The organism is Chryseobacterium sp. SORGH_AS_0447 (assembly GCF_030818695.1).
GTDB lineage: Bacteria > Bacteroidota > Bacteroidia > Flavobacteriales > Weeksellaceae > Chryseobacterium.
This window is the reverse complement of record NZ_JAUTAR010000001.1, coordinates 95,334-119,208: the sequence shown is the minus strand read 5'-3', so window position 1 is coordinate 119,208 and position 23,875 is coordinate 95,334. Positions and strand designations below refer to the sequence as shown.

Genomic DNA, 23,875 nt, shown 5'->3' with positions numbered 1-23,875 from the left:
CACTCCGGTCGGAGTGATCTTTTAGAATATATTATTCCCTATTTTTTACCAATACCCAGCCGTTATAAGAAGTCTGTGTATTGTTTTTGTCATTTTCATTCCAGGTGATGGTATACCAGTAAGTGCCGGTCAATATTTTCTTGTTGCCGGAAGTACCGTCCCACTTGAAGTTTCTGATTTTGTTGGCTTCGTAAAGTTTGTTTCCATATCGGTCATATACCGTGAAAACAAGATTTTTCTTGTACGCTAAAGCGGAATAATCGATAACGTCGTTTACATTATCCCCGTTTGGCGTGATGGCATTGATCAGATTCGGAACTGTGATCTGAACATGGATTGGTGTACAGTTGTAAGAGTCTTTTACGTATACGGTAACTTCACCTCTCGGAAGTCCGGTAAAGACATTGGAATCCTGCCATTTAATTCCGTCAAGAGAATATTGGAAAGGTCCTTTTCCGCCTTTTACATTGATGGTAATCGTATTGTTGCTGATATCAATGCTGGAAATCACCGGTTGGTTTGCTATGTTCACCTTTACAGTCTGTAACGTTGTACATCTTCCGGTTTTTAGCTGTACCCAATACTGACCCGGAGCAATGTTCTGGATCGTCTGCGTAGTTGCTCCCGTACTCCATAGGTAGGTGTCGAAGCCAGGTCCTGCATCCAGGCTGGTTTTGGCGTCGATACAGATGGTTTTATCTTTCAGCACGGAAGAATAGATCGGAGGTAAAACCTTCAGGGTTATTTTTACGATTACGAAACAATTCGTTACATTGGTGATTCTAACATATACTGTTGATGATGTCGCGATATAAGTGGAAGGATTTAAAATTTCATTGGTTCCGGCCAGCGCATCAGCCTGCGTTTTGAAATACCTTTTCGTAACTCCTGTTGCTGAGGTTACATTGGCCTGGGTAAGATTAAATAAAGCGGTTGTAGGCGCAACATCAATAAAGCAGGATTCCATGGTCGCATCCTGTGATGCAATCTGCGGATAAAATGCTAAAGTAATAGGGGCAGATCCCTGACATCCCTGAGGTGTAGTAACTTTTACATATACGGTTCCGGCTGCCGAAACATAAGCGGTCGGATTGGTGATCTCTGTGGTAGCGGCCATCGTCGTGTAGAACTTTTTGGTAGAACCGGCAGGCTCATTCACGTTGGCAAGCGTCAGGTTATAGGTTGCAGTCCCGGCGTTATTATTATTACATTCGGTAAGAGTGGCTGCTGTTGCAGTGAACGGCGATAGGGTCAGTTGGATCTTACCGTCCGGGTTATCACAAAGAAGCCCGGCATTATCTTTAATTCGTACTGATACGGTTGTATTTGCGCTGAACTGAAAGTTGGTCGGATTCGTAATCGGAGTTCCGCCAACGCTGTAAGTGAATGTGTAGTTCGCCGGATTCGTTACAAACTGGTTCTGGAATGTCGTTAAATTAATGGTTCCCTGTCCGGTAGAAGGATTCGGGCATACACTCGCCGAAACAGTTGTCTGGTTGATCGAAACTTTATCGGTAAAAATTTTCGCATTTTTAATAGAGTGTCTTGCACTTGCCGCTCCCGTAGATGCTGAGAAACCGAAGTAGCCTTGTGTCATTCCCACCGCTGCTCCCGAAGGGGCAAAAGATTGGTTTACTACTGTAATGCCGTCGATCTTGATACTGATAATCCAGTTGGCAGGCGTCGCAGGATCTACCTGTCCCAATACTTCCACATGCTTATAAGTAGCACCTACAAAAGGTTGGGTAGGGTTAAGATCTGCTGTATGAAATGTACTTCCCGGTGTATTGTTGAATTCAATATTTGATCCGGCTGTATTGTTGGTTCCATAAAGAACGTGTACTTTGCTCATCTGCGCTTCGGTACTGTTGTTAAAGATATCAAATCCTACCATCAGCCCGGTAGAGTTGGCGGGAATTCCCAAACCACCACCTGCGGTATAGGCAGCAGGAGGATTGGCAAGGTACCAAAAGGCAAAACCGTCACCACGTCCGTAGCTGGTTGTCCCGTTTCCGTCGATCCTGAAATCGAATTCCACCCTCCATTTATCGCAGAATTTAAGATTGATGGGAGCATTTAATTTGATACCGCCTACCTGAGAGATCTGGTCGGCAGTAAGCTGAATAAAGTCCGTGTTAACCGCTGCGGAAGGGACTATATCCCATCCTGTAGTCACTACAGGGTTTCCCGTCAGCTGATACGTCTGAGCTGAGAATTTTCCCAGAACGCACGATAAGAGCAGGATGAAACAAGCCAATAGTTTTTTATTCATATATGATGATACTTAAAATTAGACTTGCCAAAGATATTAAATCCCAACCAATAAATACGTATTCAATGTTAATTTTGCCGGAAATGATGGCTAATCGTCAAAAAATGATAAGTTTAAAGGGTAAATAATGAAAATTTTCGATCGGAGTAGTAGTCGAAGATACTAAAATAAAGTATTGTTTTCCAGACTTTCAAAATAGTGATCTATTTCAAGATTCGGTGATGCCGCTGCAGCCACTGCCAGCTTATCACACAATTCATTTTCGAAATGTCCGGCGTGACCCTTGATCCAGTGCATTTTAGGCTTATGGAGATTATACAGAATGACAAATTTCTGCCACAGATCAGGATTTTTTACATTTTTCCATCCTCGTCTGATCCATCCGGCGAGCCAATTCTGATTGATGGCATCGGCTACATATTTGCTGTCGGTATAAATATGAATATCATTGTCAGGAGATTTCAATTTTTCCAGCGCAGTGATTACCGCCAATAGTTCCATCCGATTGTTGGTGGTTTTTCTAAAACCTTTCGAGAATGTTTTCTGATAGTTTTTTTCAGGAACACGCATGAGAATTCCGTATCCGCCTTTTCCGGGATTTCCGCTACAAGCTCCATCGGTATATATTTCAATTCTCATATCAGGTTGAGGTGAAGGCTCAGGTTTAGTTTAAGATTCAGAAAGATTTACCTTTAATTGTTAGAAAGGAAAATCATCATCGTCATCAAAATCATTCATGGAAGATCCTGAAAGTTTCGAACTGTCCGGTAAATCAAAAGCGGCTCCCGGCTGAATCGTGGTTTTAATTTTATCGAAACCGCTAGGCTCAGGAGTACTGAAACCTGACGGATATCCTCCGCCCATGCCTCCGTCAAACGCGGCTTCGATATCCCCAAATTTTGCAAAATGTTTCAGGAAGGATAAACGCACGTCAGCAGTAGCCCCGTTTCGGTGCTTCGCGATGATAAGTTCGGCCTGGTTTTCTGTTGAGGTTTCCTGTCCTTCTTCATCATTGTCCCAAACGGTGATCTTGTAATATTCCGGCCTGAAGATGAAGGATACGATATCCGCATCCTGCTCAATCGCTCCGGATTCCCTTAGATCGGAAAGCTGCGGTCTTTTCCCGGGACGGGTTTCCACACTTCGCGAAAGCTGCGAAAGCGCAATTACCGGAACGTTAAGTTCTTTTGCAATGGCTTTTAATGAACGGGAGATCATGGAGATCTCCTGCTCCCGGTTTCCGGCTCCTTTTCCGCCACCACCGGCGGTCATCAGCTGAAGGTAGTCGACCATGATCAGCCGTACTCCATGCTGCATCACCAGTCTCCGGCATTTCGCACGGAAGTCGAAGATGGAAAGGGAAGGGGTTTCGTCGATATATAAAGGTGCATTTTCCAGTTCGGATACGTTGGAGAACAGTCTTTGCCATTCTTCGTCGTCCAGTGTTCCTTTTCTGAGTTTTTCCGATGAAATTCTTGTTTCGGAAGCAATCATCCTTGTGATAAGCTGTACCGATGCCATCTCGAGCGAGAATAATGCCATCGGAATTTTGTGGCCTACAGCAATGTTTCTGGCCATGGAAAGTAAGAAGGCCGTTTTCCCCATCGCCGGACGTGCAGCAATAATAATAAGATCGGAATTCTGCCAGCCCCCGGTTTCTTTATCCACATCCCGGAATCCGGAAGGTACTCCAGAAAGCCCTTCTTTATCTTTCAGGGATTTAATGGTGTCGATAGCCTGCTTTACCAGTGAGTTTGCCGTATCGAATCCTTTTTTAATGGTTCCGTTGGTGATTTCAAAAAAAGACTGCTCTGCTTTGTCCAACAGTTCGAAAACATCAGTGGACTCTTTGTAAGAAGCATCAATTACATTGGCTGAAACATTAATTAAGCTTCTTAAAATGTATTTTTCCAGGATAACACGAACGTGATATTCAATGTGGGCCGATGAGCTTACGCCCATTGTCAGATCGATGATATAGCTGTCTCCGCCGGCCAGGTTCAATCTTCCTTCTTTTTTCAGCGCCTGGATAATGGTCATCAGATCGACCGGCTGGTTGCCTTCGTATAATTTTAAAATGGTAGAAAAAATGACCTGATGTCTCGGATCATAAAAAACCTCCGGTGTCAGCAAATCGATGGAGTGGTCAAGACCTTTTTTATCAATTAAAAAAGTTCCGATCACCAGCCTTTCGAAATCCAGTGCGTTGGGCGGCATTTTTCCGTCGGCAATAGAGAGTTCTTTTGCAAAGTTTCCGTTCGTCAATGTCGATAATGTTTCTTTCTGCGCCATAGTTCTGCAAAGATAGTTTTTTTGAAAATTGAATTAAAAAATAGTATTCAACAATTTATAAACACAATTTTGCCCGGATTTATTGTAGAAAAGGGGTTAAGATGATGTGTATAAAAAAATCACCTCAGTTTTGAGGTGATTTTATTTAAAATAAATCGACTTATTTTAGTTGATATTTTTTACCAATACCCATCCGCTGTATTTCGTTTCAGTATTGTTTTTATCATTTTCTGTCCATGTAATGGTGTACCAATAAGTTCCCGTTACGATTTTTTTACCGTTGGAAGTTCCGTCCCAAGTGTAATTTCTGATTTTATCTGCTTTATAAATCATGTTTCCGTATCGGTCATATACCGTGAAAACAAGATTTTTCTTATAGGCTAAAGCTGAGTAATCGATATAATCGTTTTTGTTGTCGCCGTTTGGTGTAATGGCGTTCAGAAGATTCGGAACCGTTACCTGAACACTGATCGGGTTACAATTGTAAGAATCCCTTACATACACTTTGTTTTCCCCTCTCGGAAGACCCGTGAAAACATTGGAATCCTGCCAATTGGTGCCATCTAACGAATACTGGTAAGGACCTTTGCCTCCGTTAACTGTTATGGTAAATGAATCATTGTTGATTTCAATATTTGTGATAACAGGCTGCGCAGAAGCATTTACTTTTACTTCCTGTAATGTCCAGCATTTTCCTGTTTTCAGTTTTACCCAGTATGATCCGGCTCCTACATTGGTAATAGATGATGTCGTAGCACCGGTGCTCCATTCATAAGCATCAAACCCAGGCCCAGCATCCAGACTTGTTTTGTTTTCAATACAAATAATCTTGTCTTTTAGAACGCTTGATTTTACAGGAGGCAGAACTTTAAGGTTGATTTTCGCAATGGCATAACAGTTTTGTATGCTTATCACTTTTACATAAACAACACCCGTGGTTGAAATGTAAGTATCAGCATTGATGATTTCATTGGTTCCTGCAACAGCGTCTGCCAGGGTTTTGAAATATTTCTTGGTAACACTTGTTTGCGAGGTTACATTTACCTGGGTCAGGTTAAATGCTGCATTGGTTACATTCGATTCTATATAACATTCTTCTACGCTGGCGTCATTGACTACGACAACCGGGTAAAACTCCAGTTTGATCTCGTTGTACCCTGTACATCCCTGTGGAGTCCGTACTTTTACATATACTGTTTTCGGAGCAGCAGAAGTGTAAGCGGCAGGATTGGTAATTTCATTGGTTCCTGCGTTCATATCCACGATCGTAGGGTAGTATTTTTTCGTAACGTTGGTAGATGTAGGATAAACATCCGGTGCCGTCAGATCGAAAACTCCGGTTCCGGCATTATTGTTATTACATGCATTTACAGTAGCCGCAACTACAGTTAAAGCAGGCAGGAATTGCAGGGTGATTTCTCCGGTTCCCACACAGCCTTCGCTGGTAACAATCTTTACATATACTTTTTTTGGAGCAGATGCATAAGATGAAGGAGTGGTAATCTGGTTGGTTCCTGCATTAAGATCTGCCATCGTCGGATAATACGTTTTAGTGACATTGGTAGGCCCGTAAACGTTAGCAGAGTTCAAATCGAAATATCCAATGCCGGTATCATCGTAGTTACAAGCCGTTATGGTAGCATTGTTTACCACAATATTCCCGGACCTGAATTTAAACTTCCCAACCTGGAAACAGCCGTTTTTAGGATTGGTAGGATCTACAGGGTCGGTATATTTAATTCTGTAATAATAAATAGAAGTCGCATCCACCATGATCGGCGTAGTGATTGGCAATGCTCCTGTAATCGCATCATTACTTGTTAAGTGATAAGATACGGAGAAGTTCGGATTTCCATTGATAATTCCTGTGGATAATGTGCTAAAATCGAACATCGTAGGTAATGCGCACTTTAAAATCTCATTTGGATCGGAAGGATTCGCGGCTGGTGCTCCCGGTGTAATGAATGGGTTTGGCGTCAATGCAGGATCGTTAAATGCAGAAGTTAACGAAGCCGTTCCACCCCATGTTAAGGAAAATCCGTATGGGTTGCTTGGAATATAATTGTCTATAAGAAGATAATAAGTTTCACCTGCTGTTACATTTAATGGGGTTTCCCACTGAGATCCGGTGATCGTTGAGCTTAGCCCTGTCGGACCGCTTGTGCCGGAAAAGTTACATTTAATAGCATTTCCGAAATCCCAAGTAGCACAGTTGATGTTCGGCCCGTAAACAGCAAAGTCATAATCGTAATGCGTAACACCGGGAACTGTGTTAGGAGTGATGGTAAACTCGATGGTTCCGGTAGTTGCAGCTGTAAAAACGTACCATACTGAATAATGTTCTACGTCCAGACAGCTTGCCGAAGTGGCTTCCTGAACGGTTCCCGAACTGCCGGGATTATAAGAAATGTCGGAGTTTCCGCATACCGGAATTGCTGATATACAATCTGATTGTGAAAACAGCAATTGCGACAGAAACAAGACAGTTAGAAGTAATATTTTCTTCATTATAACTGATTTTTAATATGGTTTAATTCTTTTTTATTAAATGTGAAAAAAACCGCTTTTACCAAGCGGTTTTCTTTTACTATCAATAGTTTTATTCTCTATTTTTCACCATTACCCATCCTGAGAATTTGAATGGTGTATTCTTTTTATCATTTTCATTCCACTCAACCGAGTACCAATAGGTTCCCGTAGGAACTTTTTTGCCGAGTGTTGTTCCGTCCCATTTGTAGCCGTTGGATTTATCAGCCTGACCTACTTTTACGCCATATCGGTCGTAAATGGTTAAGACTAGCCCTTTCTTACCTGCTAAAGCGGAATAATCGATCACATCATTTACCCCGTCTCCGTTTGGTGTTATCACATTCACCAGATTCGGAACCACTACCGTTACCGTAATCGGATCACAGTCATAGCCATCCTTTACATAAATGGTATTATCACCTCTTGGAACATCGTTAAAGACATTAGAGTCCTGCCACTTAATTCCGTCCAGTGAATATTTGTAAGGGGCGGTTCCTCCGACAACATTTGCCGTTATCGTATTGTTGGTAATATCGATGTTTGAAATAACAGGCTGCTCGGAAGGATACACCTTTACCGTTTGACGGGTAACACATTCTCCTGTTTTAAGTTCTACCCAATAAGTTCCTACCGAAACATTGGTGATCGTCTGAGAGGTTGCACCGGTGCTCCACTTGTAAGAAGTGAATCCAGGTCCTGCATCCAGGGTAGTCGTATCTTCCATACAGATGATTTTATCATCCAGTAAGCTGGAATATACCGGAGGAAGAACTACCAATGTTACTTTAGCAACAGCATAACATCCGTTTGAATTGGTAACTTTAATGAAAACCACGCCATTTGGAGAAATATACAATGATGGGTTTAATATCTGGTTGGTTCCTGCTATCGCATCTGCAAGAGACGGATAATAGGTTTTGGTTCCCTGCTGCGATGTTACAGGCGCTGAGGTAAGATCAAATGAAGCCGTTGCAGGATTTGTTGCAATAAAGCATGATCTTAGGGTGATATCCTGAACCGTTACTACAGGATAAAAGTTTAATGTAATTTTTGCAATATCAGAACATCCTAAATTGGTTGTTATTTTTGCATATACATCTCCGGTAGAAGAAGTGTAAGCCCACGGGTTCGTAATTTCATTAGTCCCATTATTGGCATCCACAATGGTTGGATAATATTTCGTTGTATACGTGTATGCCGGGTTTGGTGTATATAATGTAGTTGTCGTTAGGTTATATACCGCAACTCCGTTATTATTGTTATTACATTCTGTCAAACTGGCATTGTTTGCTGTGAAAGTAACATCTTTAAATTTAAAGGCGTTGATGTTGAAACATTTATTGGTCGGGTTGTTGGGGTTAGCCGGATCCTGATAACGGATTGCATAATAATAGGTATCTGTAGTATTTACAAGAATCGGAGCTGTAATTGCATTCGTATCAGATAAAGCATCGTTAGATGTTCTATAGTATTTTACGAAGAAATTCGGATTTCCGTTGATAATATTGGTGCTGTTAACTTCAAAATTATAGGGTACTCCAATATTACAAAGTTCTATAAGTCTTGGGGCAGATGCTGTAGCTCCAGGAATTCCAATCGGATTAAATGGATTCGGCTGAATTGTAGGATCATTAAATGGCGAAGTTAATGTAGCAGTTCCTCCCCAGGTTAATGAAAAAGCCAGTGCGGCATTGGCGCCGGACCAGTTGTCCACAATCAGATAATACGATTCACCGGCTACAACGTTCATCGCCGGACTCCATGCGCCGGAATTAGCGGTTAGACCAATCTGTAATCCTGTCTGATTCGGAGCGGCCTGTACCCCTGCATAATTACAACGTATCGGAGCTCCTTTGGTGCCACAGGTTTTATTGGGTCCGTATACAGCAAAGTCATAATCGGCATTGTAAGGAGCCTGAGGGGAAATGGTAAACGTTAAAGTTCCGGATGTAGCTACCGTAAACTGGTACCATACGGAGTAATGCTCGTTTGCACTTAAACAGCTTCCGTTAGCATTTACCTGATCATCGATGGTTCCCGGACCTGTAGGGAAATAAGAAATATCTGAATTGCCACAAACCGGTATCGCTGAAGCGCAATCGGACTGTGCAAAAAAGATATTTGAAAAGGCTAACAGTAATATAAGGTAGATTTTTTTCATAATAGCAAAAATTATCTTAATTATGATATGTTATTTAAGATTAGAAAGATAGTAGGTTAAATCTTCTTTCCCCCAGCTTGGGTCAAGATTAGACTTTTTACTATAAGTTTTAAACTTAGCAGAGGCAGAATTAAAATAGGTTTTTGCCGCTTCTTTATTTCCTCCGTTTTTTGTCGGAGAATTTAATGCGATTTCACCTTTTAGAACATCAATTCTGGGATTATTCTTGTCTTCAGTTTCTGCCTTTGCCAGATATTCGTTAGCTTTAGCTAAATAAGCAGCACTCTCAGAAGTAGTGTTTAATGACTTTAAAAGATAAATTTGTGACAAAAGAATATTAGCTTCTGCATTATTTGGGTTTTTCACAAAGATTCCACTGATGTATTTTTCTGCTAAAGATGAAGTTTCATCGATAGTTGATGCATGGCCTGCACGTTGTGAAATTATTTCTGCTCTGACTAATGATAGTGCAGTATAGTAATACGCTCTCCAATCTTCTTTTTTTGTCTCCGTACCCCTGGAGAGGTTATTGACATATTTCATAAAATAATCCTTCGACTGCTGAAAGTCCTCAGATTTTTGTGCAGACTCTAACTTTGTAATCTGAGTTGCCAAGCTTTTTTCATAAGATGTTTGGGCATAGCTAAATGCACATATCGATAATGAAAATAAAATAAGTAAAGTTCTTTTCATGTAAGGGGAATTTTTATCTCACAAATATAAAAAATTATTAACTTTGATTTAAAGTTTTTAAGATTAATTTAATAAAGTAGCTAATTTTTTTTTAATATTGCATTTTTCTCAGTTTGGGATTTGTACTTCCCACAATTAATGCGATTAACACTGTCATGGTACCTCCAAAAACCACCGAACGTACCACTCCTAATAATTTTGCGGAAAGCCCGCTTTCAAACTGTCCCATCTCATTACTCGACATAATGAAAATGGAATTTACACTCATGACGCGCCCTCTGATGTTGTCCGGAGTTTTCAGCTGAACGATCGTTCCTCTGATGACCACCGAGATACCATCCAGCATACCGCTCATCACCAGGAACATAAACGAAAGCCAGTACCAGGTCGACAGCCCGAAGCCGATAATGCATAGCCCGAAACCCGTAACCACGGCAAGTAAAATCTTTCCCTGGTTCTTTCTTAAAGGAATGACCGATAAAAGGGTGATGATACACATCGACCCGATATCAGATGCGGCATTCAGCAATCCGAAGCCTTCCGCTCCCACCTTCAGAATATCGGTTGCATAAACGGGGATCATGGCAACGGCACCTCCGAAAAGGACAGCAAACATATCCAGACACAGCGCTCCCAGAATTTCTTTCGTCTTGAAAATATAGGAAATTCCTTCACGCATACTATCTATAACGTTAATATTCTGTTTTTTGTATTCGGAATACTGTTTATTTAACTGAAAAAAGAATAATGACGCCAGGAATATCAGTAAAATAATGACCACCAGTGTCCATTTGATCCCGAAATAGCCGATCAGGAAACCGCCTGTTGCATGTCCACACACGGAGGAAATCAGGAAGGTAGCCTGATTCAGTGTAACGGCATTCGGAAGGTTTTCTTTTTTTACAATCTTAGGAATCATTACCGGAATAATCGGTCCGATGAACGCTCTTGCAATTCCCGTAAAGAAAATAACTCCGTAAATGAAATAGGTAATCTCATGACCGGTAAAGTGCATTCTGACGTCCAGGAAAGCAGGGATCAGCAGCAGGCCGATCAGGAAAATGTAAGTGTAATTGCAGATCAGCAGCAGTTTTTTCTTTTCATTCATATCGATGACGTGGCCGGCGTACAAAGCACAGCTTACTGCGGGAATAACCTCTGAAAGTCCGATAAGTCCGATTGAAAAAGGATCTTTTGTTAATTGATATACCCACCATCCAAGTAAAGTAGCGAGCATTCTGAAGGCCAGGACAATAAAAAATCTTCCCGTAAGAAGGTTTCTGAATTCAACGTTTTTCAACGTTTGTAACGGGGTAAACGACATCATCTCACAAAAATAGCCTCAAATATTGACTTGAGGCTATTATTATAGTTAATTTTTTAAATGAAAAATTAAATGACGGCTAAAAGATAAAATCTATTTTAGTCTGCTCTTGAAGCACTGAATACCAAAGCGGCTACTCCGGCTGCCCCAATTACCACGGCTCCGGTAGCAATACCTGCCTTTCTGCTGTCTCGTACCGCAGCCACATTAGCTTTCGGGATCGTTACGACTGTACTGTCTTTTTTTCCTGCAGTTCCGATCAGATTATCTCCTTCTACGTTACGGAATAACATTTTTTGATTTTTTGAACCATCTCTCATCATGACTGTATACATTTTTCCTGCCTCGAGATTGGAGTAATCGTTTTTAGCAGTATCCATACTGTATTTTGTGGTGGCACAAGATGAAATGACAAATAACGACGTCAATAAAGATGATTTTAAAAGTACAGATGCTTTCATTATTATTTTTTAGTTTTCCAAATTTATAATTTTTTTCCAATATACGTTTCCGGAATTGAAAAAATGTCATTAAAGTTTATATTTTTCCAACAAATCTGCGATTTTTCTGTCATTGGCCAGTCGGGGGATTTTATTCTGGCCTCCCAGTTTGCCCTGGGATTTTGCATATTCCTGAAAAGCATTTTTCTGTAGCTTTGCAATATGCAGCTTCTGTAAAATATTTCCCGAAATCAGGTCATTATAATAGGTGTTCCGTTTTCTCAGCTGGTCATCCAGTTCCTGTTTAAAAAGTTCGGGATTCTCAGGTTCTTTTTCAAATTCAATAAACCATTCATGATGAGGAAGTCCTTCCGAAGGATTTACCTGGGGTGCCAGATGGAATTCTGTAATCTGGGCAGGGTGTTTTTCCAGTGCGGCCTTTATCGCTTCTTCCACTTCAAAGGCGATCACATGCTCGCCGAAAGCCGAAGTAAAGTGTTTGGTCCTGCCACTCACCAGGATCCGGTAAGGGTTTTTGCCGATAAACCTTACCACATCACCGATTGAATAGGCCCAAAGTCCGGAATTGGTGGTTAAAATAAGGGCATAATCCTTATTAAGTTCCACTTCTTTCAGGGTCAGTCGTTTTGCATCCGGCTTTCCGTATTCTTCCAGCGGAATAAATTCATAAAAAATCCCGTGGTTGGTTAAGAGCAGCAATCCGTCTTTTGTATAATCATCCTGGAAAGCGAAAAATCCTTCCGAGGCCGGAAATGTCTGCACGATATCCACTGCTCCGCCCAAGAGTTCCTCCATTTTGTCGCGGTACGGCTCGTAATTTACACCGCCGGTTACGATAAGCTGGAGGTTAGGAAAAATCTGTTTTATTTTTTTTCCGTGCTTTTCGGTAAGCTTTTCAAAATACATAATCAGCCAGGGCGGGATTCCCGAAATGAGGGTCATGTTTTCCTTTTCGGTTTCCTCCACAATCTTATCTACTTTGGCTTCCCAGTCTTCCATCATGTTGGTTTCCCAGCTCGGGAGCCTGTTTTTCTGTAAATATTGAGGAATATGATGGGCAACAATCCCGGAAAGCCGGCCGGTTTTTATTCCGAAAACTTCTTCAAGCTCGGGGCTTCCCTGGAGAAAAATCATTTTTCCGTTAACGAAATCCGAATTGTTTTTTTTGGCAATATAATGAAACAGGGCACTCTGGGCACCTTTTACCTGAAAAGGCATTCCTTCTTTGGAGATAGGAATATATTTGGAGCCGGAGGTGGTACCGGAAGTTTTGGCAAAATATTCGGGAACGTCGGTCCAGAGGATATTGGCCTGGCCTTTTTTTACCCTTTCGATGTAGGGCTTAAGCATTTCGTAATCGCCTACTTTTACCCGTTCCTGGAAATCTTTTACCGATCTGATATTTTCAAAATCATGTTCCCTTCCGAAAAGTGTCTTCTTCGCAGCATCTGTTAACGAGAGAAGCAGGTCTTCCTGATCCCGCTCTGCGTTGTTCTTAAATTCTTCCGCATCCCGGACATGCTTTTTTGACCAGAGTAAAGCTGCTTTTTTCTTTAGAAAGTTTAACATGATCCAAATTTATAAATAACTAAAGAATTGTATGCCATTTTCAGAAAATAAGGCACAAAAAAACCGATGAATGAGTAATACATCGGTCTTCGAAATTTGATTATGAAAATAACAACTATAATGTTGATTACTTATTGGCTTTGTACCTTTTATCAGGAGTGCCGTCCTTTTTCAGGTTTTTGTTTTCCTTATATCTTTTGTCAGGAGTTCCGTCTTTCTTCAGTTTCGCAGCAGCAGGTGCAGCTGAAGGTTTTACGGCAGCAGCCGGTTTTGCAGTGGTGGCAGGCGTCATTTGTTTAACCGGTTTTACTGTTTTTACAGTTTGAGTTTTTACGGTCGCCGCAGTGTGCTGAGCCGTTGCAAGTCCCAGTCCTAAAACAACAGACATTGCGGTTAAAAATTTTTTCATAGCGGATAAATTTGTTTTTTTGTTGATTCAAAGTTATACAAAAAACGGACTGAAAAACCTTATTTTTCAAACTTAACTAAAGTTTATTACAGCTTAAAAAAAGATTAAACCGTTATATTTATAATCAAAATTTTAAAATGGTAACCTGGAAAATCTCAAATCTTCTTGTCGTTATTATTGCTCTTCTTATCGGAGTATATTTGTATCGTTCCCGATCAGAGGACGCTTCTAATGACGAAGGAATAAAAGATCTTAATATAAAATCTGTCATTCGCCGAAAATTCTACGAAGCTTATCATAAAAAATATAAATAAATATATTGAGTTTGATTATAACAATTCGGGGCAGCTGCCGCCTCCTTAATACAAAACCTGCTTTCCCTAAAAGGAAAAGCAGGCCCTAACATATGTATGAAAAGTTGATTAACGGGTAGCATTCGCTGTCCACGTCTTTCCATCTTTATTGTAGTAAATTTTTAATTCGTTATTATCGATTCTGATATAAGAAGTAGCAGTAGATCCTACCATTACTAATGTATTATCTCCTTGCTGATTAAATTCAATCCCGTTAAGATCCGGAATGCTGTTTGAGAATGCAAAGTTATATTTTGTTCCGCTTGCGATTTTTGTTACAAAAACGCTTCCGTCATTACTGCTGATGTTGTTTCCGTCACCGCTGTACGATACACTTCCTTTATAAGTTCCTGCGAAGAAATCGTTGTTTGCAGGATCGTCGTCATCGCTACATGATACGGCCGTGACTACAAAAAACGTCAGCAGGAATAATCCTAAAATTTTGATTGCTTTTTTCATAATAATATTTCTTTAATGGTTTGCTAAGGCTGAATATTCAAATGGAGTGCCACTTAGCCGGCAGATAATTATTTTAACTTTTAAGACGGATATTTTAGCAAAACATTAAGATTTTCTTTTCGTACAAAACAGGTGCGATCCCGGGTTTTCCTTTTACTAAAGAATATTTATCCTTATCTTTGTGTGGATCAAACGATTTCGGAAACTTCCGGAATCGCTTTTGCCGTTTATACCAAAATATTTTTATGCAGTTAAAAACCATCAGCGAAAAATTTTTTCCGGACCTGCTTCAGAAAGAATTCGGAAAGGAGATTTTTACACAATTGGAAAACAATCAACATATTTCTGTGAAGGGCAGTGCGGGATCTTCCGTTTCCCTTTTTGTAGCCGAACTTTTCCTGACCCGGAAAAAGCATATCCTGTATATTGTAGATGACAAAGAAGATGCTTTATACGCCAATACCGAAATGGAAGACCTATTGGGAAAGGAGAAAATTCTTTATTTTCCGGCTACGCATATGGAGCCGTACCAGGTAGAAAAGACGCAGAATGCCAATTTGGTTCTGAGAACGGAAGCCATCAATAAAATTACCTCCGACAAATCGCCCAAGGTCGTAGTAGCCTATGCCGGGGCATTGTCTGAAAAAGTACTGAAAAAAGAGGATTTCAAAGCCATTTCGCATCATATAAAAGTAGGTGACCATCTCGATTTCGATTTTGTGGACGAGCTGCTGAACCACTATAATTTCCAGCAGGCGGATTTTGTTTCCGAGCCGGGAGAATTCTCTGTACGGGGCGGGATTGTGGATGTCTTTTCCTATTCCAATGAAAAGCCTTACCGGATCACATTCTTCGGAAATGAAGTGGAAAGCATTAAAACCTTCGACATCGAAACCCAGCTTTCGGTAGATAAGGTAACCGATTTCCAGCTGGTTTCCAATATGAACTTTACAGTAACCGGCAGCCGGGTGTCTTTGCTTCAGCTGTTGCCTAAGGGAAGCTTCGTCGTTTCCAAAAACGGAATTGTCGGAATGCAGAAGCTGAGATCGTTTTATGAAAAATCCCTGGAAAAGTATGATGCTTTAAGCAAAGATATTTCCCACCGTACCCCGCAGGAACTGTTTATTTCCGACCAGGAGTTTCTGTTTGATTATAAAAAATTCAAGACCGTCGATTTCGGGGCGGTTCCGATTGAAGGACTGATCGACTTAACCGAACTGAAGGTAGACCAGACGGCCCAGCCTTCTTTCCATAAAAATTTTGAACTGCTGATTGAAGATATGGAAGGAAAACAGAAGGAAGGTTTCGATACCTGGATCTCCTTTGCTACCGAAAAGCAGAAAGAAAGACTGGAGTCTATTTTTGAGGAGCTGGAACACGAGCTGCCGTTTAAAAGCTTTAAATCTGAAATTCACGAAGGATTTGTAGATAACGACCATAAATTTCTGGTGTACACCGATCACCAGATTTTTGACCGTTACCAGCGTTATAAAGCGAAAAATACATTTGCCAAATCCGAGCAGCTTACTTTAAAGGACCTGATGTCTCTGAAGATCGGCGATTATATTGCGCATATCGACCACGGGATCGGAAAATTTATGGGGCTGGTAAAGGTAAACAACGACGGAAAAATCCAGGAATGTTTCAAACTTACCTATAAAAACGGCGATTTGTTATATGTAAGCATCCATTCCCTGCACAAAATTTCAAAGTATAACGGTCCGGAAGGCCGGGAAATCGTATTGAGTAAACTGGGATCGCCGACCTGGAAATCTTTAAAACAGAAAACAAAGGCAAGGGTAAAACAGATCGCTTTTGATCTTATTAAATTATATGCACAGCGAAAATCGGCGAAAGGTTTTGCCTACACGCCGGATTCTTACCTGCAAAACGAGCTGGAAGCAAGTTTCCTTTATGAAGATACGCCGGATCAGGAAAAAGCAACCATCGATGTAAAACGCGATATGGAGGCGGATACGGTAATGGACCGTCTGGTCTGCGGCGACGTTGGTTTCGGTAAAACGGAAGTTGCCATCCGTGCGGCATTCAAAGCAGCTACCGACGGGAAGCAGGTTGCCGTATTGGTTCCGACTACAATTCTCGCGTTCCAGCATTACCGGAGCTTTAAAGACCGATTGAAAGATTTCCCGGTAAATGTAGCTTACGTCAACCGGTTCAGGACAGCAAAACAAAAATCCGAAACCTTACAGGATCTTAAAAACGGCAAAGTAGATATTATCATCGGAACCCACCAGCTGGCAGGCACTTCTGTTAAATTTAAAGATTTAGGACTGCTGATTATCGACGAAGAACACAAGTTCGGTGTTTCGGTAAAAGATAAACTGAAAACCCTAAAGGCCGATGTGGATACCTTAACGTTAACTGCAACACCGATCCCAAGAACATTGCAGTTTTCCCTAATGGCTGCGAGGGATCTTTCGGTGATTAAAACGCCGCCGCCGAACCGTCAGCCTGTCGATACCCAGCTGATCGGTTTTAGTGAAGAGATTATCCGGGATGCGGTTTCCTATGAACTGCAGCGTGACGGGCAGGTGTATTTCATCAATAACAGGGTGGAAAACCTTAAAGATATTGCAGGACTGATCCAGAGGCTCGTTCCTGATGCAAGAGTGATTACCGGGCACGGACAGATGGAAGGCAAGCAGCTGGAAAAAAATGTCCTGGATTTCATGGAAGGGAAATATGATGTGCTCGTCTCCACCACCATTGTAGAGAGCGGCGTGGACGTTCCGAATGCGAATACCATCTTTATTAATGATGCCCAACGTTTCGGGATGGCAGACCTTCATCAGATGAGGGGGCGTGTCGGGCGAAGCAACCGGAAAGCATTCTGTTATCTGATTACTCCGCCTTACGATATGATGACTTCCGATGCCCGGAAACGTTTGGAAGCGATTGAACAGTTTTCCGATCTGGGAAGCGGGTTCCAGATTGCTATGAAAGATCTTGAAATCCGTGGTGCAGGGGATCTGTTGGGAGCGGAACAAAGCGGATTCATCAATGAAATGGGGTTTGAAACCTACCAGAAACTGATGCAGGAAGCTTTGGAAGAGCTGAAAGACGATCAGGAATTCGAGAACCTTTTTGAAAATGAAGAAGAAAGAAACAAGCTTTTCAAAACAACCAAAGATGTAAATATCGATACCGATCTGGAACTGATGCTTCCGGACTGGTATATTTCGAATACGGAGGAAAGACTGCTGCTGTATCAGAAGTTGGCTGAAATCGATAATGAAGAAAATCTGGCAAAATTTGAATCGGAGCTGATCGACCGTTTTGGCGAACTGCCAAACGAAGCGGTAAACCTGCTGAAAAGTGTAAGCTTAAAATGGCTGGCCGCCGATATCGGCTTTGAGAAGATTGTCATGAAGAACGGGGTCTTCCTGGGCTATTTCCCGGGTAATCCACAAGATAAGTTTTACCAGACGAGTAAATTCAGAAAAATTATCAATTATCTTACAAAAAACCCGACACAGGCTCAATTGAAAGAGAAAACGGGAAAAGAAGGCAATCAGCTGATGATGAGAAAAGACAGGGTTGCCAATGTGGATGAGGTAAATGCTCTGTTGAAATCGATTTTAAAGAGTGAAGACTGAATCTTTTAAATATCGGAATTTAAAGCATCCTATTTAAATTTCGATATTCTATCAGCAATACCATAATCTAAAAGCGTAAGTTTTTAGATTTTTTGGTTTAAAAAAGGATTTATTTATGAATTTAACGAAATAGTAAATGAAAATAAATTATATTTGACAACGTTAAAAATTAATAATTTATGGCAAAAAAATACTTTCTTTCTTCTCTGGCAGCTCTGGCATTAGGTTTTGTCGTGTCTTGTGACAACACCACAGAAGATCCGCCGAATCAGAATAACAATACTTCTTCTACGGCTACGATTACCGGACCGAGAATTCTGAGCAAGATTAACAACGGCAGTAAAGATCTTGAAGAGTATGTGACAAGTGGAGGAATGCTTTCCCAGGTATATGTAAGAGATGCCACTTCTACGAATGCAACTGCTTCCACGGTAACGTATACCGGATCTACCATTTCGCAGATTAAAATTCAGGATAATTCAAACCCTCATGCAACGGATAATCTGTATGCATTGACTTATACAAGCGGAAAACTTTCTTCATTTACCATGGATCAGTCGATTATGGGTTCTGTGAATCACAGTGATTTTACCGTATATTATGATGCCGGCGGAAGCTTATACCGGATTGTGGAAAAGAAAAAAGTGGGCGGAAGTTCTTCCTATTCTTTTTATAACGAAATGAAGTTTACCTATTCTGCAAGTAATATTGTAAAGCTGGATTATGTAAGAATGATGATGAGCGGCGGAAATCCCGATACTTCTACTGCTTCAACTACGGTATATTATTTTGATAACTATGATGCCAAGGTAAATCCTTACACTACTTTACCGAAAGAATATTTCATGGTCGCTTCTACGCTCACGCAGATGAATGCCTATATGCTTTCTACCAATAATGTAGGAAAGATCACGATGCAGAGCCCTTCCGGCCCATCGCTTACTTACCTGAAGGGCTACGTTTATGATTCTCAAAATTATCCGGCTTCAGATATGAACCAGACAATTAAATACCTATATAAAGCGTTATAAAGGAGAATTATCTTTTAATAGTTTTATCGTTATATGAGTAAAAAGATACTTTTTATTCAAAAAAAAATTATATTTTTGACAAAATAAATAATCCCCTTTTGGAATGAAACGACTTTTTTATTTTATTTTAATACTGGTAGGTATCTCTTCAGTGCATTCTTGTAAAGAAGTGATGGATGAGAACGGAGATCCGCTGGTGGATATTAATGGCAATACAGGACTTAACGGTCCGAGAGCTTTATACAGAGAAATCACGGATTCAGATACATTGGCGACGTATTATTACAATGGCCTTCAGTTGTCTAAAGTAGTAACCGACAGTATGAATTCTACGGCAGATATTGCATGGAGCGGAGACAAGATCAGCAGGGTAGACTTCAGAGGATTCCTGGATCTGAACGGAAACGGAAAACTGGACAAGGACAGTATTACCTATACGCAGCAATTCACTTATGGAAGTACGGGTAGATTGGAGACGATATCCGAAAACCGTTCGTTCTACAAAAGAAGTACTACAGCCCCTTACTCGGTAACGGCACCGGGGCCACAAACCCTTTATAAAAAGACAAAAGCCCTTTACGGAATAAAATATTCTGCAACAACGGCAAAACTGGACTCTATCATTATGAGAAATGGTCCGGATGTTTCAGGGACGCCTTTTGCTTACACAGGTTACTCCAAAACAAAATACGAGTATGTTGGGGATAATGTTTCTAAAGTTACCAGACATTACGGACCGATAAGCGGAGGTGTATTTGGTTCAGCGACTGCAAAATTAGGGTATGAGTACACTAATTATGATACACAGATTAATCCTTTTACACTGCTTCCGAATGTGTATAAAATCTCAAGACTGTTGTCTACAGATTATAATGATGTGAAGAGCTGGATCTTATCACCAAACAGCCCGACAAGATATTCGGTTACGGATCTTGCCCAGCCTATCCCGACTCCGGTTATCTTTTCAACCAATTATAACTACGATGCCCAGACCTATATGAGAAGAGGATACGGTGTAAACTATATCTACAAACCTTTGTAAGAAATAATTTTAAATAATATCGAAGCTCAATCTTTCAGGATTGGGCTTTTTTATTTTGAATGCCTTAATTTTGCAAAAAATTTCGCGATGAAATATTTAATAGTCGGGCTGGGAAACAAAGGCGCCGAATACGAAAATACCCGTCATAACATCGGCTTTAAAGTAGCGGATAAAATTGCCGAAACACTGGAAGTTCCTTTTAATACTACCAATTTCGGATGGATGGCAGACGGTAAATATAAAGGGAGAAGAGTGCTTGTGTTGAAACCGGATACTTACATGAATCTTTCCGGGAATGCGGTGCGCTATTGGATGCAGAAAGAAAATATTCCTTTGGAAAATGTGCTGATCGTCACCGATGATCTCGCTTTGCCGTTTGGGACGCTCAGAATGAAAGGTAAGGGTTCCGATGCCGGGCACAACGGACTGAAGAACATTAATGAAGTTTTGCAGACCCAAAATTACGCACGTCTCCGGTTCGGCATTTCTGCAGATTTTTCCGAAGGAAGACAGGTGGATTATGTTCTGGGAGCGTGGAATGAAGAAGAAAATGAAAAGCTGGCGGAAAGAATTGAGAAGTTTTCCAAAGCAAGCCTTTCGTTTGTCTTTGCAGGTATCAACAATACCATGTCTGCATTCAACGGTAAATAAATTAAACGCAATATATAAGATAAGGCCTCCGGAAACGGAGGTCTACTGTTTATAAACAACGATGTTCTGAATAATCTTATTTTCAAAAAAGTTTTTCTCGTTGATCGTAAACCCGTAATTGTGTTCCTGCTCGAAAAATTCCAGGGGAGTGGTCGGGGTATCATCCGGTTTCCATCTGATGACCAAGGTTACCTGGCCGGCTGCATCAATATCCTTGTCGGAAAACCTGAATAACGTGCTGGGCAAAGGATTGTCTGTATCTTCTTTAATATCGGATTTTGCTTTTTTAAATGAGAGCTGGGTCATATCTTTCAACAGCAGGGAAAATTTTTTCCCGATATATTTTTCTTTATTCGTTTCAAATTTTTTAGCATACGCCAAAGTGTCGCTAACTGCTTTCTGAGCTTGGCTCAACCCGCTGAATAAAATAAGAAAAACAATAAGAAGTAGAGTGCGTGTAGGTTTCATGAGCGATCTGTAATTTCACAGGATCAAATGTAATGATTTTAGGCATCGCCTGCGATGTAAAGTTCATATCTTTTATTTATCTGCAATAAATAAAAAGGCCACCGATCGGTGGCCTTTCCTTGTACTTTTAATTAAATTAATTTCCAATTTATCTAAGTTAACATTCTTATGATTGAACAGGGAGAATATCTGTTATAACCAGGTTACAACTCCGGTCTCCACATCATAGTTTGCACCTATGATCTTAATTTTTCCTTCCTCTTCCAGCCTTCTCAGGGTAGAACTCTGCTTACGAATGTCTTCGATGGCATTTTTTACATTGTGCTGATTCAGTCTCTCAAGAAGTTCAGCATTGGAAGAAGAGCGCTCTTCACCGTTTTCGATAATTTTATCGATGATCGGATCAAAATGATTAATGAGGTGGTTCAGGTTATCCATTCCCATTCCTTCGATCTGGGCAGCGTCAAGTCCGCCTTTCAGGGCGCCGCATTTGGTGTGTCCCAATACTACCACGAGCTTGGATCCGGCTACATTACATCCGAACTCCATAGATCCCAGGATATCCTGATTCACAAAGTTACCAGCAATCCTGATGCTGAAAATATCTCCGAGTCCCTGGTCAAAGATAAGTTCTGCAGATGTACGGCTGTCGATACAGCTTAAAACTACGGCAAAAGGCCATTGTCCCTCGCGGGTCGCATTTACCTGTTCCAAAAGGTCTCTGTTCGCCTTTAGGTTATTTACAAATCTCTGATTTCCTTCCTTCAAAAAGTCCAGTGCTTTTTCAGGAGTAATGGTGGACTGGGTTTCGTGTGTATGTGCTTTCATATAATTTATTATTTTCTGAATTATATTTTTTTAAAGTTAAAAATTTTAATTGAGGATTGTTACATCGCTCTTTTATGCGTTACAAGAATATGGGAATCTTCGTCTCTCTCATAATCCCGGTATGAGGTTTTAAAGCCCAGCAGTTCTACAGTGATGTCCTCTTCCTTGGCCCGGATGTTGGCAAAATCCTGTATCATTTCCAGAACGTCGGTTGCAATATAGGAAGTTCCCCTTGCATCGATGGTTACTGCGGAATTCGGCTTAATGTTTTTTAGTGTTTTTTTTATGGCTGCCTTATTTAAAAATGAAACTTCTTCTGCCAGCTTTATGGTGATTCCGTCTGCATCATCCAGTTCTTTCCGGCTTAAGTAATAAGCCCGCTTCATATTCCCCTGAAGGATATAAAAAACCGAAATGGCAAGACCGATTCCAACCCCTTTTAAAAGGTCGGTGGCTACCACCGCCACTACCGTAGCCACAAACGGAATAAACTGGAATTTACCCAGATGCCAGAAATGTTTGAACGTCGCCGGCTTGGCCAATTTATATCCCACCATAATCAAAACTGCAGCCAAAGTGGCCAGTGGAATTAAATTTAATACGACGGGAATTGATAATACACAGATCAGCAGTAAAACCCCGTGGATAATGGTAGAGGCTTTGGACGTAGCTCCCGAATTGGCATTGGCAGAGCTCCTGACCACAACCGAAGTCATCGGAAGGCCTCCGATAAATGAGCTGATGAGGTTTCCGATTCCCTGTGCTTTCAGCTCGAGGTTGGTATCCGTTATTCTCCTCTGAACATCCAGACGGTCTGAAGCTTCGATACAAAGCAGGGTCTCAATAGACGCCACGATCGCAATCGTAGCTCCCGCAATCCAAACTTTCGGATTGGTGAATCCTGAGAAATCCGGCATCGTTACCAGGTTTCTGAAGTCGTCAAAAGACTGCGGCACCGGCAGCGAAACCAAATGCTGGGGCTGAATGGCCAGTGAGCTTCCGGTCATTTTAAATACTTCATTCAGAATGATTCCCGTAACGACGGCTACCAAAGCACCGGGAAGCATTTTAATCCTTCTCAACGCATATACTTTGTCCCACGTAATCAAAATTGCGATGGAAATCAGAGTAATAATGATGGCGCCCGGCTGAACGGCTCCGAATAATTCCGTAAAATACCCGAAGTTCAGGCCGTTGTCGAAAATCGACTCGTGGCCTTCGTAATCCTTATCGAATCCCAGCGCGTGAGGAACCTGTTTTAAAATGATAATAATACCAATGGCTGCCAGCATGCCTTCGATAACGTTATTCGGAAAGTAATTGGAAATGCTCCCGGCTCTGATGAATCCTAAAACCAGCTGGATCAGCCCTGCAATGATTCCGGCACATAGGAAAAGTTCAAACGCACCCAAATCCTTGATGGCCGTTAAAACAATGGCCGTAAGCCCTGCGGCAGGTCCTGAAACCGAAATGTTCGAGTTGCTGATGGAACCTACAACCAAACCGCCTACAATACCTGCGATAATGCCTGATAAAGGCGGGGCTCCTGATGCTAAAGCAATTCCGAGGCACAAAGGCAGTGCTACCAGGAATACAACGAGTCCTGAAGGGAAATTCTCCTTTATTCCTCCAATTAATGATGTTTTTTTCATGATGTTAAGCTGTGAAAGATAACCGGTTTATTGAGTAATAAATCAGTTATATAAATGAAAATTT

The 23,875-nt window shown here is 41.2% G+C and carries 18 protein-coding genes; 4 read left to right on the top strand and 14 right to left on the bottom strand.

The genetic code is table 11. From position 1 onward, the window contains the following. Window positions 1–31: 31 nt before the first annotated feature. The 11 genes from QE422_RS00530 to QE422_RS00480 form a co-directional block, all read right to left on the bottom strand. A complete protein-coding gene (locus QE422_RS00530; RefSeq protein WP_307454299.1) occupies window positions 32–2,272 on the bottom strand; it encodes a gliding motility-associated C-terminal domain-containing protein in 2,241 nt (746 codons plus the stop codon). A gap of 162 nt (window positions 2,273–2,434) precedes the next feature. Continuing rightward, window positions 2,435–2,911 carry a ribonuclease HI gene (rnhA, locus tag QE422_RS00525; protein WP_307454297.1) on the bottom strand — a complete coding sequence of 159 codons (477 nt, stop codon included), beginning with the start codon at window positions 2,909–2,911 and terminating at the stop codon, window positions 2,435–2,437. A gap of 60 nt (window positions 2,912–2,971) precedes the next feature. Continuing rightward, complete coding sequence (gene dnaB, locus QE422_RS00520) at window positions 2,972–4,564, bottom strand: replicative DNA helicase (RefSeq protein ID WP_307454296.1); 1,593 nt, start codon at window positions 4,562–4,564, stop codon at window positions 2,972–2,974. 165 nt (window positions 4,565–4,729) lie between these two features. Next, window positions 4,730–7,072: a T9SS type B sorting domain-containing protein gene (locus tag QE422_RS00515; RefSeq protein WP_307454295.1), complete on the bottom strand. Its 2,343-nt coding sequence runs from the start codon at window positions 7,070–7,072 to the stop codon at window positions 4,730–4,732. Between the two features lie 91 nt (window positions 7,073–7,163). Next, window positions 7,164–9,254, bottom strand: coding sequence for a T9SS type B sorting domain-containing protein (locus tag QE422_RS00510; protein WP_307454293.1), 2,091 nt, complete (start codon window positions 9,252–9,254; stop codon window positions 7,164–7,166). A 30-nt stretch (window positions 9,255–9,284) separates the two neighbouring features. Next, window positions 9,285–9,947: a hypothetical protein gene (locus QE422_RS00505; protein ID WP_307454292.1), complete on the bottom strand. Its 663-nt coding sequence runs from the start codon at window positions 9,945–9,947 to the stop codon at window positions 9,285–9,287. Between the two features lie 91 nt (window positions 9,948–10,038). Then, on the bottom strand, window positions 10,039–11,274 hold the full coding sequence (locus QE422_RS00500) for an MFS transporter (RefSeq protein WP_307454290.1): 1,236 nt from the start codon (window positions 11,272–11,274) through the stop codon (window positions 10,039–10,041). Window positions 11,275–11,369: 95 nt separating this feature from the next. Further along, a complete protein-coding gene (locus QE422_RS00495) occupies window positions 11,370–11,732 on the bottom strand; it encodes a hypothetical protein (RefSeq protein WP_307454289.1) in 363 nt (120 codons plus the stop codon). A 69-nt stretch (window positions 11,733–11,801) separates the two neighbouring features. Beyond that, the gene (locus tag QE422_RS00490) at window positions 11,802–13,301 is read right to left on the bottom strand and encodes a GH3 auxin-responsive promoter family protein (RefSeq protein ID WP_307454287.1); all 1,500 of its coding nucleotides are present in this window, start codon (window positions 13,299–13,301) and stop codon (window positions 11,802–11,804) included. Window positions 13,302–13,428: 127 nt separating this feature from the next. Beyond that, a complete protein-coding gene (locus QE422_RS00485; RefSeq protein WP_307454285.1) occupies window positions 13,429–13,710 on the bottom strand; it encodes a hypothetical protein in 282 nt (93 codons plus the stop codon). 422 nt (window positions 13,711–14,132) lie between these two features. After that, window positions 14,133–14,522 carry a hypothetical protein gene (locus QE422_RS00480; RefSeq protein WP_307454284.1) on the bottom strand — a complete coding sequence of 130 codons (390 nt, stop codon included), beginning with the start codon at window positions 14,520–14,522 and terminating at the stop codon, window positions 14,133–14,135. Between the two features lie 245 nt (window positions 14,523–14,767). Here QE422_RS00480 and mfd point away from each other — a divergent pair, with 245 nt between their 5' ends. The 4 genes from mfd (at window position 14,768) to pth (ending at window position 20,863) form a co-directional block, all read left to right on the top strand. Further along, window positions 14,768–18,139 carry a transcription-repair coupling factor gene (gene mfd, locus QE422_RS00475; RefSeq protein ID WP_307454282.1) on the top strand — a complete coding sequence of 1,124 codons (3,372 nt, stop codon included), beginning with the start codon at window positions 14,768–14,770 and terminating at the stop codon, window positions 18,137–18,139. 179 nt (window positions 18,140–18,318) lie between these two features. Beyond that, a complete protein-coding gene (locus QE422_RS00470; protein ID WP_307454280.1) occupies window positions 18,319–19,170 on the top strand; it encodes a hypothetical protein in 852 nt (283 codons plus the stop codon). Window positions 19,171–19,273: 103 nt separating this feature from the next. After that, the gene (locus tag QE422_RS00465) at window positions 19,274–20,212 is read left to right on the top strand and encodes a hypothetical protein (RefSeq protein WP_307454278.1); all 939 of its coding nucleotides are present in this window, start codon (window positions 19,274–19,276) and stop codon (window positions 20,210–20,212) included. An 87-nt stretch (window positions 20,213–20,299) separates the two neighbouring features. Further along, a complete protein-coding gene (gene pth, locus QE422_RS00460) occupies window positions 20,300–20,863 on the top strand; it encodes an aminoacyl-tRNA hydrolase (protein WP_307454276.1) in 564 nt (187 codons plus the stop codon). A gap of 42 nt (window positions 20,864–20,905) precedes the next feature. Here the strand turns inward: pth and QE422_RS00455 are convergent, their stop codons facing one another. The 3 genes from QE422_RS00455 to QE422_RS00445 form a co-directional block, all read right to left on the bottom strand. Continuing rightward, a complete protein-coding gene (locus QE422_RS00455; protein WP_307454275.1) occupies window positions 20,906–21,331 on the bottom strand; it encodes a hypothetical protein in 426 nt (141 codons plus the stop codon). A 192-nt stretch (window positions 21,332–21,523) separates the two neighbouring features. Further along, window positions 21,524–22,159, bottom strand: a complete 636-nt coding sequence (locus QE422_RS00450) for a carbonic anhydrase family protein (RefSeq protein ID WP_307454273.1) — start codon at window positions 22,157–22,159, stop codon at window positions 21,524–21,526. 59 nt (window positions 22,160–22,218) lie between these two features. Continuing rightward, complete coding sequence (locus QE422_RS00445; protein WP_307454272.1) at window positions 22,219–23,811, bottom strand: SulP family inorganic anion transporter; 1,593 nt, start codon at window positions 23,809–23,811, stop codon at window positions 22,219–22,221. Window positions 23,812–23,875: the final 64 nt, after the last annotated feature.

What these genes read in the sequence shown, in the direction of transcription:
- QE422_RS00530 (WP_307454299.1), bottom strand. Translation starts at nt 2,272, where the DNA reads ATGAATAAAAAACTATTGGCTTGTTTCATCCTGCTCTTATCGTGCGTT.
- rnhA (WP_307454297.1), bottom strand. Translation starts at nt 2,911, where the DNA reads ATGAGAATTGAAATATATACCGATGGAGCTTGTAGCGGAAATCCCGGA.
- dnaB (WP_307454296.1), bottom strand. Translation starts at nt 4,564, where the DNA reads ATGGCGCAGAAAGAAACATTATCGACATTGACGAACGGAAACTTTGCA.
- QE422_RS00515 (WP_307454295.1), bottom strand. Translation starts at nt 7,072, where the DNA reads ATGAAGAAAATATTACTTCTAACTGTCTTGTTTCTGTCGCAATTGCTG.
- QE422_RS00510 (WP_307454293.1), bottom strand. Translation starts at nt 9,254, where the DNA reads ATGAAAAAAATCTACCTTATATTACTGTTAGCCTTTTCAAATATCTTT.
- QE422_RS00505 (WP_307454292.1), bottom strand. Translation starts at nt 9,947, where the DNA reads ATGAAAAGAACTTTACTTATTTTATTTTCATTATCGATATGTGCATTT.
- QE422_RS00500 (WP_307454290.1), bottom strand. Translation starts at nt 11,274, where the DNA reads ATGATGTCGTTTACCCCGTTACAAACGTTGAAAAACGTTGAATTCAGA.
- QE422_RS00495 (WP_307454289.1), bottom strand. Translation starts at nt 11,732, where the DNA reads ATGAAAGCATCTGTACTTTTAAAATCATCTTTATTGACGTCGTTATTT.
- QE422_RS00490 (WP_307454287.1), bottom strand. Translation starts at nt 13,301, where the DNA reads ATGTTAAACTTTCTAAAGAAAAAAGCAGCTTTACTCTGGTCAAAAAAG.
- QE422_RS00485 (WP_307454285.1), bottom strand. Translation starts at nt 13,710, where the DNA reads ATGAAAAAATTTTTAACCGCAATGTCTGTTGTTTTAGGACTGGGACTT.
- QE422_RS00480 (WP_307454284.1), bottom strand. Translation starts at nt 14,522, where the DNA reads ATGAAAAAAGCAATCAAAATTTTAGGATTATTCCTGCTGACGTTTTTT.
- mfd (WP_307454282.1), top strand. Translation starts at nt 14,768, where the DNA reads ATGCAGTTAAAAACCATCAGCGAAAAATTTTTTCCGGACCTGCTTCAG.
- QE422_RS00470 (WP_307454280.1), top strand. Translation starts at nt 18,319, where the DNA reads ATGGCAAAAAAATACTTTCTTTCTTCTCTGGCAGCTCTGGCATTAGGT.
- QE422_RS00465 (WP_307454278.1), top strand. Translation starts at nt 19,274, where the DNA reads ATGAAACGACTTTTTTATTTTATTTTAATACTGGTAGGTATCTCTTCA.
- pth (WP_307454276.1), top strand. Translation starts at nt 20,300, where the DNA reads ATGAAATATTTAATAGTCGGGCTGGGAAACAAAGGCGCCGAATACGAA.
- QE422_RS00455 (WP_307454275.1), bottom strand. Translation starts at nt 21,331, where the DNA reads ATGAAACCTACACGCACTCTACTTCTTATTGTTTTTCTTATTTTATTC.
- QE422_RS00450 (WP_307454273.1), bottom strand. Translation starts at nt 22,159, where the DNA reads ATGAAAGCACATACACACGAAACCCAGTCCACCATTACTCCTGAAAAA.
- QE422_RS00445 (WP_307454272.1), bottom strand. Translation starts at nt 23,811, where the DNA reads ATGAAAAAAACATCATTAATTGGAGGAATAAAGGAGAATTTCCCTTCA.